Genomic DNA, 13,072 nt, shown 5'->3' with positions numbered 1-13,072 from the left:
ACAGGAGGATTCCATGGTTATCATTCGCTCAGCCCTTCCCTCGGATGCTTTGGCTATTACTGAAATATATAACCAGGGAATTCAAACACGACGAGCCACTTTTGAAACTTCCTTATATACAGTGGAAAACAGGCGGAAATGGATCGTTGAGCAAGAGGAGCATTATCCCATCTTGGTAGCGGTGCTTGATGAATTGGTAGTTGGCTTTGCATGTGTCCATCCTTACCGATCTCGAGACTGCTACCGGGGTATTGGTGAATTTTCCATTTATATTCGAGATGGTTATAAAGGCCGGGGAATTGGGAAACATCTGCTCCATTCACTGGTGGAAGCATGTGCAAAGCGTGGTTACTGGAAACTGGTCTCAAGAATCTTCGATTTCAACCATGCGAGCAGAGCCTTGTGTCGAGCCTGTGGGTTTCGAGAAGTTGGAATCTATGAAAAACATAGTAAATTAGATGGCGAATGGCTTGATTGTGTCATCGTAGAAAAACTGATTGAAGAAAACCTTGATTAAACGAGTAAAGAGTCATTTCCCTTTGTACAGGGAATAACTCTTTATTTGTTATTTCCCTTCTTTCGCAAACTGTATAATCCGTGCTTCAATTTGGTCTCGAACGCGGCGGAACACTTCCCATACTTCTTCCTCAGTTCCCTGGGCTTTTGCTGGATCTTCAAATCCCCAATGATCACGGTGAACATGAGGAGGTGTCATCGGGCATTTATCGTTGGCATCGCCGCAGAGAGTGATAACGTAGTCCGCTTTATTCAGCAACTCCGGATCAATGATCTCGGATGTTTGATTGGAAATATCGATTCCTTTCTCCGCCATGACTTTCACTGCTTTTGGATTAAGTCCATGTGCCTCAATCCCTGCGCTGTATACGTCAAATCGATCGCCTAAATATTTCTTTCCAAACCCTTCCGCCATTTGACTGCGGCAAGAGTTTCCTGTGCAAAGGAAGTAAATAATTTTCCTATCTGACATCGTTGTTCTCTCCTCTTTGGAATATAGATTTTAGCTTGATTCAATCATTTTTTGTGCAAAGTATTTGCGTCGGAACCAAAATGCGACGTTTACGAGTCCAATTAATACCGGCACTTCTACAAGTGGACCAATGACAGCAGCAAAAGCAGCCCCTGAGTTAATACCGAAGACACCGATCGCAACTGCGATGGCCAACTCAAAGTTATTGCTTGCGGCAGTAAAGGAAAGAGAGACCGTTTTTGAATAATCTGCTCCAACCTTTTTGCCCATATAAAACGAAACAAGAAACATTACAACAAAGTAAATTAACAGAGGAATGGAGATTCGAATTACATCCAACGGTAATTGAAGGACCAACTCACCTTTTAAGGAGAACATGACAATAATCGTGAACAGCAATGAAATGAGTGTAATGGGGCTGATTACAGGAATGAATTTAGTCTCATACCATTCACGTCCTTTAGCTTTCACCAATGCAAGACGGGTGATCATGCCGGCAACGAAAGGAATTCCCAAGTAGATCAAAACACTTTCGGCGATTTGGCCCATGGTAATATTGACGACAGCTCCTTCTAATCCCAACCATTTCGGTAAAACCGTGACGAAAATATACGCGTAAACTGAATAGAAGAGAATTTGAAAAATCGAGTTGAAGGCAACTAACCCAGCGGCATATTCTCTGTTTCCATTTGCTAAGTCGTTCCAAACAATAACCATAGCAATACATCGAGCAAGACCGATAAGAATAAGACCAACCATGTATTGAGGATCATCTCTTAAGAAAAGGATAGCTAACACGAACATCAAAATAGGACCAATCACCCAGTTTTGGATCAGAGATAAACTGAGGATCCGGTAGTTCCGAAATACTTGCCCGATTTCCTCATATCGAACTTTGGCCAGTGGAGGGTACATCATCAAAATCAATCCAATGGCAATAGGAATGGATGTAGTACCTACCTGTAGTTCTGTTAAGACTTTCACCATACCTGGAAATAGATAACCGGATCCAATACCAATAACCATGGCAAGAAAAATCCATAACGTAAGATAACGATCCAAGAAGGAGAGTCTTCTCATGACTCCACTCATTCCATCACGACCTTTCTTAATAAGTTTTAGGATGAGGACGGAGCATTAATCGCAGACTACTTTTCGCCCACTTTTCTTTAACTCCTCGATTTCACTTCGCATATCTGGAAGTGTCTCTAGTACCGATTGAAAGAAAGGGTACATGGAGCCATCTAATGAATAGAAAACCCATTGACCATTCCGGCGTTCTTTCACCAACTTCGCGTTCTTCAATTTCCGCATGTGTTGAGAAACGGCCGGCTGCGTCATATTCAAAATTGCTACCAGCTCACATACGCATAATTCCTCCACTTTTAGTAAAGCGAGAATACGCAAGCGAGTTTTGTCCGCCAAGGCTTTATGACACTCCGCCATCTGCTCCCAATCCATCATATTCATCACCTCATCATTATATAAGCATGTACTTATATTTTTGTCAAAGATGAAAATAAAAATAACCAGTTCTAAATAAAACTGATCAGGGTCATGACAGTCTCGACACCACCATGATTTATGTGAAAATAAACATGACTACAGCATGAGGGGGGATTGACCTTGGCATCCATTGAACGTACTGCATATCCCCGGCTCAAGCGTTCATACACCGAAAAAGAGTTGGAACGGGTATATAAACCTTCAAGCGAAGAAGTTCGATTTGTATACGAATTAACACGGGGTCCAAAATCCTTGCTAAGCGCAATGATTTTGTTGAAGACTTCGCAACGGTTGGGCTATTTTCCTAAACTCGAAGAAGTGCCTACTCAGATTGTCGATTATATCCATGACCGAATGAAACTACCTCCAGAAGTTGTTCCAGGATATGATAAACCACGAACTCGGTATCAACACCAGACAGCTATCCGGAAATTCCGAGGCATCCAATCCTACGGGAAGGAAGCCCAACGGATTGCCTTAGAGGCGGTGCAAAAGGCAGCCCAAGTCATGGATCATCCGGCAGACTTGATCAATGTGGCCATTGCCGAACTGATTCGGCAAAACTATGAACTCCCAGCTTTTAGTACGCTGGATCGTTTGGCGCGTCATATCCGAAAATCGGTCAATGACGGATTTTTTGAAATGGTGTTCCAACGTCTAGGCAATCAGGAAATCAAACGGTTGGATGAATTACTGGAACGGGGAGAATCTCACTATAGCGAATACAATCGTTTGAAAAACCTTCCTAAAAAGCCCAAGTTGTCGGAGATCCGGGAGCGGTTGGATCATTTGGCCTGGTTAACAACTTTTGGGGATGCAAGACCGTACTTAGAGGGCATCTCACCGGCCAAAGTGAGCCATTTTGCGGCTCAAGCCAAAGCACTGGACGCACGGGAGATGAAAGATTTTTCACAGGCAAAACGAGCCGCACTTCTTCTCTGCCTGATCTATCGCTCCCAAACAAAGACACGAGATCACCTTGGAACCTTGTTTATTAAGCGGATGGCCAGCCTCCATAAGGCTGCTAAAGAAGAATTGGAGCAAATAAGAGAGCAACACCGGGAGAAAACAGAGTCCTTGGTTTTGGCATTCACAGAAGTGTTACAAGCCTTACAGGATAATCCTGAAGATGCGGAAGCGGGACGCTTGATCAAAGAGGTTTTAGCTTCCCGAGGGAGCATTCCGGATCTTCTCGATGATTGTGAAGCCGTCGCTTCCTGCCAAGGAAACAACTACCTGCCCTTGATTCTTAAGTTTTTTCGACAGAATCATCGCCCCGTCTTGTTCCGGCTGATTAATTCCCTTCAGCTTGATTCCACTTCAGAGGACGGCCGTCTAATTCAGGCCCTCGAATTTGTGAAGAAACACCAAAATAGCCGAAAAGAGTGGCTCCAAGATGAAGTGGATTTGTCGTTTGCTTCTGATGCTTGGCGCCGTATCATCCGGGTTAAACAGCGTGTTGGCGGATATCAAATTGCTCGCCGCCATTTAGAGGTGTGTGTGTTCTCCTACTTGGCAACGGAACTGAAAACAGGAGATGTCTGCATTCAAGATTCTGATGACTTTGCCGATTACCGCGAGCAACTTCTATCTTGGGAAGAATGCCAGCCTCTTTTATCTGAATACCTTGATGAAATGGATTTTCCTGAACAAGGGAAAGAGTTTGTCCAACAATTACAGGAATGGATGAACCACACTTGCCGAACTGTCGATTGCAAATACCCTGACTCTGATGCTGTTGTCATCAACGAAAAAGGGGAGCCGGAATTAAAGAAAGTCCGGGCAAAAGAACGTACAGTGGATCAAAAGCATTTGGAGAAATTAGTCCTTGAAAGGATGCCGGAACGGAGCATCCTTGATATCTTGTGTAACGTAGAACATTGGATCAGATGGACACGTCATTTTGGGCCGCTATCTGGATCTGATCCGAAACTGGAAAGACCGACGGAACGATATATCCTCAATACCTTTACGTACGGCTGCAATCTTGGACCTGCCCAAGCTGCTCGGCATATGCGAGGGTTGGTCACTCCTAAGATGCTCTCATTCGTGAACCAGCGCCACGTGACAGCACAAAAACTGGATCAAGCAATTAAAGATATCATCAATGAGTATTACCGGTTCGATCTTCCCCAACTTTGGGGCAGTGGTAAAACGGCCGCCGCGGACGGAACCAAATACGATATCTATGAGGAAAATCTATTGGCTGAATATCATATCCGGTACGGAGGATACGGTGGTATCGCTTATCACCATGTATCCGATAACTACATAGCGTTATTCAGTCACTTCATACCCTGCGGGGTCTGGGAAGCTGTTTACATTCTTGATGGCTTACTGAAAAACAAATCCAATATTCAGCCTGATACCGTACATGCGGATACCCAAGGACAATCCACACCCGTGTTTGCCTTGGCCCATCTGTTAGGAATCAAGTTGATGCCCCGGATTCGAAACTTGAAAGACTTGACGTTTTTCCGCCCCTTTGAAGGCGTTCGCTATAAGCACATTGACTCCCTTTTTACTGAAACAATCAATTGGAAACTCATTGAAACCCATTGGAAGGATTTACTTCAGGTCGTACTTTCGATCAAGGCCGGAAAAATCTCTTCAGCTACATTGCTTCGTAAACTGAGTAATGACAGCCGTAAGAACCGACTATACAAAGCGTTTCGAGAGTTGGGGCGGGTAGTGCGAACCGTGTTTTTACTGGAATATATTTCAGACTTGGAGCTTCGCCAACAAATCACAGCTACCACAAACAAGGCTGAAGCTTATAATGGCTTTTCTAAATGGCTCTTTTTCGGCGGTGAAAGCATTATTGCTGATAATGATCCAGAAGAGCAAGAAAAGGTGATTAAGTACAATGATCTTGTTGCAAACGCAGTTATTCTTCAAAATGTAGTGGACTTAACAGCCGTGCTACGGGAGTTGACCAGAGAAGGATACGGAATCGAAAGTGAAGCCGTGGCTACTTTGAGTCCTTACATGACCAGTCACATAAAGCGCTTTGGTGACTATGTAATTGACATGGACAATGCACCTGAGCCCCCAGAACCACAATTAATCCTGCCAACTAGCATTGTGGAATAGCAAGTCATAAACTAACCAGCTCCCTTAACGTGAAACAGGCAAGGGAGCTGGTGTTATTTTGATTTGGAACAAATTTCTATTTATAACTGTATATTTTACACGTATCTCGGACTTACCCCTATATTATATTTTGATTGCCATTATGACCGTTATTCAGCCTTGTGTTTATATTCTGAATTATCCATGACTGATGCTCAGGAGGAAGCATGAACACGTGATTCCTGAGTTACCTGTATAAATTTGAAATGACTTGAGAAACCATCCACGATGCGCGCTGGCGTTCCCGTGACCGCCACGTTGGGAGGAGAGCAGGACTTTTGTCTTTACATAATGTAAAAAACATATTACACTAACCATCAAGCAGATAGAGTGGTGATCAATCATGACGTTAAACAAAAAAGGGAAACTCCGGAACAGGATCATGGTGTTGCGAACAGAAAAGGGTTGGACACAAAAAGAGTTAGCGGAAAAAGTAGGGGTTACCAGACAGACGATTATTTCGTTGGAAAGGAACAAATATTCGCCATCTTTGGTGTTGGCTTTTGAGTTGGCGCGCGTTTTCGGAAGAGATATCAATGATGTGTTTCAATATAGCATATCTGAAGAGGAATCGGATGATATTTGAATTATCTAAATATAATGAATGTGAATATTACTTTCACCTGGACGGGGGATTGATGTCTGTTCATCTTGGGTGACGCGGTGGGAGAAGTGATTTTACAGACTGTTGTTAATCAAGTAAACATGAAAGTAAGACGAGCAGAGGTTTATGGCTTTTCGGTACCGAATGGTGCAGGTAAAACAACCACTATTGGTATGTTATATAAGTGCCTAAAAGTCTAATAAAAAAAACAGGCCATCGTGACCCTTAATCAGAATAAAGTTAGCGATAATTTCCGATAAAAGAGTTGTTTCACATGGCTCTGTACAAGATTACCATAGATTTTGAGATTTGCCTCGTCTATGGATAAAAGATTCAAAAGGGAATGTAGTGGCTAAATGGTTCGAGTTTTGTGATCTTAATGATCCGATTTTTGTTTGATGAAATAGTAAAGATCGCCCATCAGTGATAGCAAAAGCCAACCGATATTCACAAGTAGAAACGGGTTTAACAATACATCGGCGATAGAAGGATTCTTCTCCATGATTTTGGTCATGCCCATCGCGGGTAAGGACCATGGATAAAAATATCCAATCCAATAAGCTTTTTTGGAGCCAACGATAAGGAAGACAGGGAGCGCCAACAAAACACTGAAGACGACAGATTTGGTGTAGTTGCCCCAATGGGCAGAAATAGCTAATTGTAAAGCAATCAATGGCAAAGCACCAAACCAACCCAAGATGATACTCTCTATCATAATGAGCCAAGGAAAAGCGCTGTCAAAATTGCTCACCCATCTGGCGATCGCAAATTCAAGGAAAGCGATCACTTGGGTAAGCCCTAACAAGATCGTTAGCCAGAGGAATTTAGACAAATAAAATTGCTTCCACGATATTGGATATGTTAAGATTTTGGACCAGTTATTCCCTTCGTGTTCTACTTTGCATACATTGGCAGCGAGTAAACCGGACAGGACAGGGAAAAAGATGGTCGGATAAAAGAAACTGGTCATCCCCCATGCCGTAAGCGAGTCATTGGTGCTTAGATAATGGTTGGTTTCGGTCATAATTTTCACATAGATCAATACACCATATGTGATTGGCAGCAAAGGCAGCAGCAAAATGAGCCACCATATATTGGTTTTTCTTGTTTTTAACCATTCAATTTTTAAAAGGGTCACCAAACAGAAGTCCTCCTTTAACCGTTAGTTGAATTCCTTTTGGTAAAAATGTACCACCCCGATGGCCAACGATATCGCTCCAAACAGAACCGAAAGCAGTAAACTGCTCCCATCCAATGCAGACGTTGTTTTTTCCATGAATAATGCCTGATAAGAAGTTGGTTCAGCGGGTAAAAAAGTGGACCAAAATCCCCACGGAGTCCACCATCCCCATTTTTTAAAAACGGGCGCTAAAATGATAGCAGCGATGCCGATTGCAATAGGTGTCGTCTGGTTTCGACTGACCATCGATATCCACAATTGAAAAGATATATATGGTATTGCAAGCATGAAAGGAGAATAAACACGGAAAATAAGTTGATTTATGGTAACAAGGTGTTCGATATCCCAAAATAGACAGATGAAGTAAACGCCCAGCACGAACAAGATCCCCATTACCAAAGTGAAGATCAGAGCCCAAAAAAATTTAGCCAGATACACTTTCCATTTCGCTAAAGGCATGACAAATATTTGTTTCCATGTGTTTGATATTTGTTCCATGCTTACCAAATAAGAAGTGAAGATCGGAACGGTGAAGGCGATTACCTGCCAGAGAAAACGGCTAACCAGTGTGAAAATCAATCCCCATCCTTGCTCTGGGGTATGATTTGTTTGCAAGTAAAATCGAAGCGCCAATCCTAAAAGGGTACAAAAGGTAAAGGGGACAATACCGATAAGCCATACCATCCAACTGCGTCGGAATTTAATGAATTCGACACCGATCATCGAACTCATGATGAAATCTCTCCATCTTGTACCATTTTCAAAAATATTTGCTCGAGAGAAGTATCTTCTTCCTGAATTTGATAAATCGTAAAGTGATTATCAATTAATAGTCTTTGCATCTGAGCAACAGTTTCTTGTGAAGGTGAGTCAACATAAATAAACAGGTGATCTCGAGAGATGGAGTAATGGTTTTGTCGAAGTAATGACTCGGCTTCTTCTGAACGGTCTGTCTTGATAATGAGGCGCTGTTTATTTTTATTTTTGAGTTCAGTATTCGACCCTTGAAACAGCTGATGACCATGGTGGATAATGCCCACGCTGGTCGCCATTTGTTCCACTTCACTCAATAAGTGGCTAGATACCAAAATGGTGACCTTAAATTTTTGGGGAAGCTCTTTGATTAAGTTCCGAATCTCATGGATTCCTTCTGGATCTAAGCCGTTGGTTGGCTCATCTAATATCAAAAATTCGGGCTGATTTAAAAGAGCGGTAGCAATCCCCAAACGTTGCTTCATCCCCAGCGAATATTTGTTTACTTTTTTGTGTTTGTCCTTTTCCAAATGAACCATTTTTAGCACTTCGTTGATTCGAGACTGAGAAACATTGAGCATTCTGCGTGCAATATCGATGTTTTCGTATCCAGTAAGATGTCCGTAATAACTTGGTTTCTCCACTAAACATCCGATTCGCCTTAAAATTGAAATCCGGTCTTTGTGAAACTCTCTCCCGAATATTCTAACTGTTCCTTTCGTAGGACGAGTGAGTCCATGTGACTCCTCCTCAATGAAATGAAGGATGGTAAAGCGGATGAGTCCTTCTTGGAACGACTCAATATTTTTTCCGCAACCAAAGGAGTGAAAGGTTGCCTATCAATAATGAACCCATGAGAGAGAGCGTAATGACATTTTTGTATATTGTAATTGAAAAATTCAAATAAGAATCCAAGACAATAATGGCTGTGAGGGCTGCCGCAAGGATGGTTAACGTTATTCTGTAAGATTCGTTGAAAATCAGCAGACCACGTTCATCTTTCCCCTCATTACGATATATGATCATTTTTAAAATAAACGCAATCACAAAGATGATAGGCACCACTTTGGTGAGTAAATCCATCTGTACCATCTCCTTTTATACATATTAACGAAAATTAAAATTTAACTGCAGCTTCGTGTTCAATCCCAATAGCAATATATTTTTTACATTTTAACAACCACTTTTGTATAGTGATAATTTTCTCATTTTTAGGAAAACCAGACTCTGCGCTGATTGGAACGCCGAGAAGTCCCTTTTGTCGGGTCGGCTCTTTTTTTTGCAAAAAACAGGGGTCTAAAAGCCTTTTGTGAGCAAAGGAAAAATCTTCCGACGGCAGCATGATGACCACTTTCAAACAAGAACGACTGAAACACCGGTAACCGAATCATCCCCCGTTTCGTCCATCCGGTCGCACCCGCCTGCTTTCCTCGATTCCGATCAGCCAGCCAAACCCGCCTTTTCTTAGCCCGGTCAACCGGACATCATGATAATGATAGTGGATCACTTTCAGCCAATCATGTGATCGCTTGCCCACTTAATAGATGGAATCTGTCTTCTCCATAACGATTCCTTCGAGTCCCTGCTCACTGATCAGGTCAAAGACGCCTTTCCTTGCTCTCCAGGTAACCACCGCACCAGGGCAAGATGGTCTTGATCACTGATATGTTCCTCTAACAATGCTTTTCGCTCCATGAGTGGCAGCCGCGTCAAGTCCTCTCCCTTTAACCACAGAAGATCGAACACACAGTATTCTACTGGGTACGAATCGACATCGAATCCGTCTTTCGTGGATTCGTCTTGAACTGTTTCATGACTGCTTCAAAGTCCGAATGGCCCTTTTCATCGGTAATAATCAACTCACCGTTGAGTATGGTATCTGTCGGAAGATGAAGCCTGGACAATTCGGAAAATCGATTAAAGCAAGGGGTTCCATGTCGGGTCCAGCACTGAAGTTGGCCATCGGCGTTGGACAGAATCAAACGAATTCCATCCAATTTCAATTCACAAATATGGGAATCATCGCTCATGGCGTTGTTTTCTTTGTGTAATAGCATTGGTTTGATCATTGTAAGCCATCAATATCTAACAGCGCGTACCAAATCCCGTTTTTGAATAGATTCGGCAATTTCCGAGTAAGATGCGTTTATTCGTACGAAATTTCGTACAATGCGTTCCGCACTGACAATTGAAACGGAGTACCGTATAAATCAACTGGCATCGTAAAGGTCATGCGCTGACTCCGGAAATACTCTGCCAATTCGACCGCATAAGGTTGTAATTTTTCATCATCTTGCATCAAAACGCTGTTCGGAAAAGGGAGCATCGACCGATTTTGCTGGTTTCGTAAGGAAATCAGAGTGTTGTTGGTGCAGTAGCTCAGGATGAATATCAGCGTGTCATCCCTGAGTTTTCTGTATAAACACGAAATGACTTGAGTTGCTTCGCATGCAATCTCAAGTCATTTCGTATCAGCTATTTATGGGATCGGGACAATTAAACGACGACAAACTTTAATCCGATTCAATCCAGAAATGCTCCTCGCAATGCCTCCAGGCCATCCTTATAGATCCCATGGAATAGATTTATGGCCTCTTCGTCACTAACCCCTACAGGTGTGAAGCTGCCAGACCACTCTACCAGCGAAGTTTTGCTGTCAGGAAGCTCACGAACGCGGATCGTGGATTCATAATCAGTGACTGGAAATGGTGCTTCCATAATCGAGTAGGTGTAATAGCGCTCCTTGTCGTTAAACGCAACCAGACGCTCCACAATCACATCGCCATCGGGATTAACCAGCCGACGTACGCGTCCGCCTTGGCTTAGTTCGCTTTTCGGTATATAAGGTAGCCAGTCTGGCAATGAGTTAAAACCTCCGATCAATTGCCATACTTGGTCAGGCGAAGCTGGAATTTCAATCGTTGCAGTTGTGTGTGCCATATTGATTACTCCTTTTTGAAATCGATTGGCAGTGGTGCGTCATGCGCCACCAGTTTCTGTTCACGCATTTCATGCCAAAATGCGTCTGGAATAATTTCGTTCAATGCAGCTTTGTCTTCTGCGATCCGCTCAGGACGGCTAGCACCGGGGATGACGGCAGCAACTGCCGGATTGGCCAGCACAAATTGCAGGGCGGCAGCCTTGACGCTGATTTGGTGGCGCTGTGCAATGCTTTTGATTCGCTCAACTTTCGAAATGATTTCCGGCGATGCCTTCTGATACTCGAAGTGGGCACCTCCAGCCAGGACGCCTGAGCTGTATGGGCCACCGATAATAATGTCGACATTGTTTTTTGCGGCGGCGGGCATCAATCGTTGCAGTGCGCGCTCGTGATCCAACAATGTGTAACGACCGGCCAGCAAGCATGCGTCCGGATTCGCTTCCTCCAGTTCCAGAGTAATTTCGATCGGCTCAACGCGGTTCACTCCGAGCCCCCAAGACTTAATTACTCCTTCTTCACGCAAACGTGTCAGCACACGGAATGCTCCTTTTCGGGCGGTTTCAAATTGTGAAAGCCACTCGTCGCCGTGGAAATCCTGCGCTACATCATGAACATAGACAATATCCAGACGATCGGTTTTCAAACGTTTCAGGCTCTGTTCGATCGAGCGCAGGGTGGCGTCTGCACTGTAGTCGTTGACGATCTTATTCTTGCGGCCGAATTCGAACAGCCCCCCTTTCTCGCCCAAGTCACGCGAGGATGGGTCTTCCAGTTCGTCCAGAATCAAGCGGCCCACTTTTGTACTCAACACATAGTCATCGCGACGCCGTTTCGACAGTGCTTCACCAAGACGGATCTCGGCCAGACCGGCGCCATAGAATGGAGCGGTGTCAAAGTAACGAATGCCATGCTCCCAGGCGGCATCTATAGTTGCCATTGCTTCTTCTTCCGGGATGTTACGGTACATATTGCCCAGTGGAGCAGTACCAAGCCCAAGTTTCCCCTTTAGCATGCTTCTCATATTTATAAATCCCTCCAAACAATCCCAGTTAGAGAATGTACTGGTTATTTGTTCTGTAATCATTATGAAATATATTAAATAACAATAAAAGTACGCACATTTAAGTAACAAAGGAACCAAAAAGTAATAAAGGAACCAAAAAGTAATAAAACATGAAAGAATCGTGATCTTTGTTCCTCATATACGACCTAAATGAAAACATCGCCAATCAAATTTTGGCTATTTGTAATCGAAAATTGAACTGTTTGGAGGAACCTATAAATAAAATGATGTCGCCAACCATTTTTTAGGAAGATGGCTGCAAAATCGTCAGATGCTCCTTCCACCTCTATAAGTGGGGAGGCCGCAACATATTAGAGACGAACAATAATCCTGGCAGAAAAGAAATCAGAGGCCTATTTTTTGGGCCTCATTTTTACGTTACACAATCAATTTATGGATCAGATATATAGACGGAGATATGCAAAAAAGAGTCCTTAAGTTCTTTATGTGAGTGGGAAAGGATTGTCCTTATTTTTGAAATCCCGGCCTTACATAGATTGGAGTCGGCTTTCCGCCTACCAGTACATCAGGCGGGAAACGGAATGGAATCGCAAATCATCAGCATAATTCTTACCGCTATTATACATTCTTGCTTTGAAAAAATGGTTAGAGAAGAATATGAAAAAGGATTCCAGGGCTGTTTTCACCTTCATTTTACAGGATAAGGGAAAAACGCTTAAACAGGCGACTAGGGGCCTCTATGGCCGATTCGCCTTACCAGGGAATTAGTCTCCCCTGGAAAAACAGGCGGCTTCTAGGTTGAAAATAGAAGGTCGTTTTTTCTTATCGTCGTTTTCGCTGAAAGGGGTAGAGGTAGCGAACGACGATTTTGCCGCCGTCTCTCCTGTTTCTTGGGATGGACGGAGAACACCGTCGGATGGCAAGTACACAAGATCTATTCGGCA

At 43.3% G+C, this 13,072-nt stretch carries 17 protein-coding genes; 3 read left to right on the top strand and 14 right to left on the bottom strand.

Translation table 11 applies throughout. From position 1 onward, the window contains the following. Positions 1-13 precede the first annotated feature (13 nt). Positions 14-517, top strand: coding sequence for an arsinothricin resistance N-acetyltransferase ArsN1 family A (locus I8U19_RS14195; RefSeq protein ID WP_198056260.1), 504 nt, complete (start codon positions 14-16; stop codon positions 515-517). A gap of 48 nt (positions 518-565) precedes the next feature. On the opposite strand, the gene arsC is transcribed toward I8U19_RS14195, so the two are convergent. From arsC to I8U19_RS14180, 3 genes are read right to left on the bottom strand one after another with little or no spacing between them, the layout of a single operon-like run. After that, on the bottom strand, positions 566-988 hold the full coding sequence (gene arsC / locus I8U19_RS14190) for an arsenate reductase (thioredoxin) (protein WP_198056259.1): 423 nt from the start codon (positions 986-988) through the stop codon (positions 566-568). A gap of 30 nt (positions 989-1,018) precedes the next feature. Next, positions 1,019-2,068 carry an ACR3 family arsenite efflux transporter gene (arsB, locus tag I8U19_RS14185; protein ID WP_022738254.1) on the bottom strand — a complete coding sequence of 350 codons (1,050 nt, stop codon included), beginning with the start codon at positions 2,066-2,068 and terminating at the stop codon, positions 1,019-1,021. A 57-nt stretch (positions 2,069-2,125) separates the two neighbouring features. Beyond that, on the bottom strand, positions 2,126-2,449 hold the full coding sequence (locus I8U19_RS14180) for an ArsR/SmtB family transcription factor (RefSeq protein WP_029072081.1): 324 nt from the start codon (positions 2,447-2,449) through the stop codon (positions 2,126-2,128). A gap of 165 nt (positions 2,450-2,614) precedes the next feature. Here I8U19_RS14180 and I8U19_RS14175 point away from each other — a divergent pair, with 165 nt between their 5' ends. Both I8U19_RS14175 and I8U19_RS14170 read left to right on the top strand, forming a co-directional pair. Continuing rightward, positions 2,615-5,587, top strand: coding sequence for a Tn3 family transposase (locus I8U19_RS14175; protein ID WP_198056258.1), 2,973 nt, complete (start codon positions 2,615-2,617; stop codon positions 5,585-5,587). Between the two features lie 382 nt (positions 5,588-5,969). Beyond that, the gene (locus I8U19_RS14170; protein ID WP_198056257.1) at positions 5,970-6,212 is read left to right on the top strand and encodes a helix-turn-helix transcriptional regulator; all 243 of its coding nucleotides are present in this window, start codon (positions 5,970-5,972) and stop codon (positions 6,210-6,212) included. Between the two features lie 394 nt (positions 6,213-6,606). Here the strand turns inward: I8U19_RS14170 and I8U19_RS14165 are convergent, their stop codons facing one another. The 11 genes from I8U19_RS14165 to I8U19_RS14115 form a co-directional block, all read right to left on the bottom strand. Continuing rightward, positions 6,607-7,368 carry an ABC transporter permease gene (locus I8U19_RS14165; RefSeq protein ID WP_370589791.1) on the bottom strand — a complete coding sequence of 254 codons (762 nt, stop codon included), beginning with the start codon at positions 7,366-7,368 and terminating at the stop codon, positions 6,607-6,609. A 24-nt stretch (positions 7,369-7,392) separates the two neighbouring features. Continuing rightward, positions 7,393-8,142, bottom strand: coding sequence for an ABC transporter permease (locus I8U19_RS14160; protein ID WP_198056255.1), 750 nt, complete (start codon positions 8,140-8,142; stop codon positions 7,393-7,395). Then, complete coding sequence (locus I8U19_RS14155) at positions 8,139-8,918, bottom strand: ABC transporter ATP-binding protein (RefSeq protein WP_370589790.1); 780 nt, start codon at positions 8,916-8,918, stop codon at positions 8,139-8,141. The genes I8U19_RS14160 and I8U19_RS14155 overlap by 4 nt, the downstream gene beginning before the upstream one ends. A gap of 43 nt (positions 8,919-8,961) precedes the next feature. Continuing rightward, positions 8,962-9,246, bottom strand: a complete 285-nt coding sequence (locus I8U19_RS14150) for a hypothetical protein (protein ID WP_198056254.1) — start codon at positions 9,244-9,246, stop codon at positions 8,962-8,964. A gap of 34 nt (positions 9,247-9,280) precedes the next feature. Further along, positions 9,281-9,505, bottom strand: a complete 225-nt coding sequence (locus tag I8U19_RS14145; RefSeq protein ID WP_198056253.1) for a hypothetical protein — start codon at positions 9,503-9,505, stop codon at positions 9,281-9,283. Positions 9,506-9,550: 45 nt separating this feature from the next. Beyond that, entirely contained in the window at positions 9,551-9,700 is a 150-nt protein-coding gene (locus I8U19_RS14140; protein WP_198056252.1) for a hypothetical protein, read from the bottom strand. A gap of 56 nt (positions 9,701-9,756) precedes the next feature. Then, on the bottom strand, positions 9,757-9,909 hold the full coding sequence (locus tag I8U19_RS17740) for an ATP-dependent DNA ligase (protein ID WP_370589412.1): 153 nt from the start codon (positions 9,907-9,909) through the stop codon (positions 9,757-9,759). An 8-nt stretch (positions 9,910-9,917) separates the two neighbouring features. Beyond that, positions 9,918-10,193: an ATP-dependent DNA ligase gene (locus I8U19_RS14130; protein WP_198056251.1), complete on the bottom strand. Its 276-nt coding sequence runs from the start codon at positions 10,191-10,193 to the stop codon at positions 9,918-9,920. Between the two features lie 116 nt (positions 10,194-10,309). After that, complete coding sequence (locus I8U19_RS14125; RefSeq protein ID WP_483316410.1) at positions 10,310-10,462, bottom strand: hypothetical protein; 153 nt, start codon at positions 10,460-10,462, stop codon at positions 10,310-10,312. A gap of 224 nt (positions 10,463-10,686) precedes the next feature. Next, positions 10,687-11,103 (bottom strand): SRPBCC family protein, encoded by a 417-nt coding sequence (locus I8U19_RS14120; RefSeq protein WP_198056250.1) that lies wholly within the window; start codon positions 11,101-11,103, stop codon positions 10,687-10,689. A 5-nt stretch (positions 11,104-11,108) separates the two neighbouring features. Then, positions 11,109-12,125 (bottom strand): aldo/keto reductase, encoded by a 1,017-nt coding sequence (locus I8U19_RS14115; protein ID WP_198056249.1) that lies wholly within the window; start codon positions 12,123-12,125, stop codon positions 11,109-11,111. Positions 12,126-13,072 lie beyond the last annotated feature (947 nt).

The organism is Thermoactinomyces sp. CICC 10523 (genome assembly GCF_016055105.1).
GTDB lineage: Bacteria > Bacillota > Bacilli > Thermoactinomycetales > Thermoactinomycetaceae > Thermoactinomyces_A > Thermoactinomyces_A daqus.
Note: the sequence above shows the minus strand (reverse complement) of the source record. Positions and strands in the feature narration are given on the sequence as shown.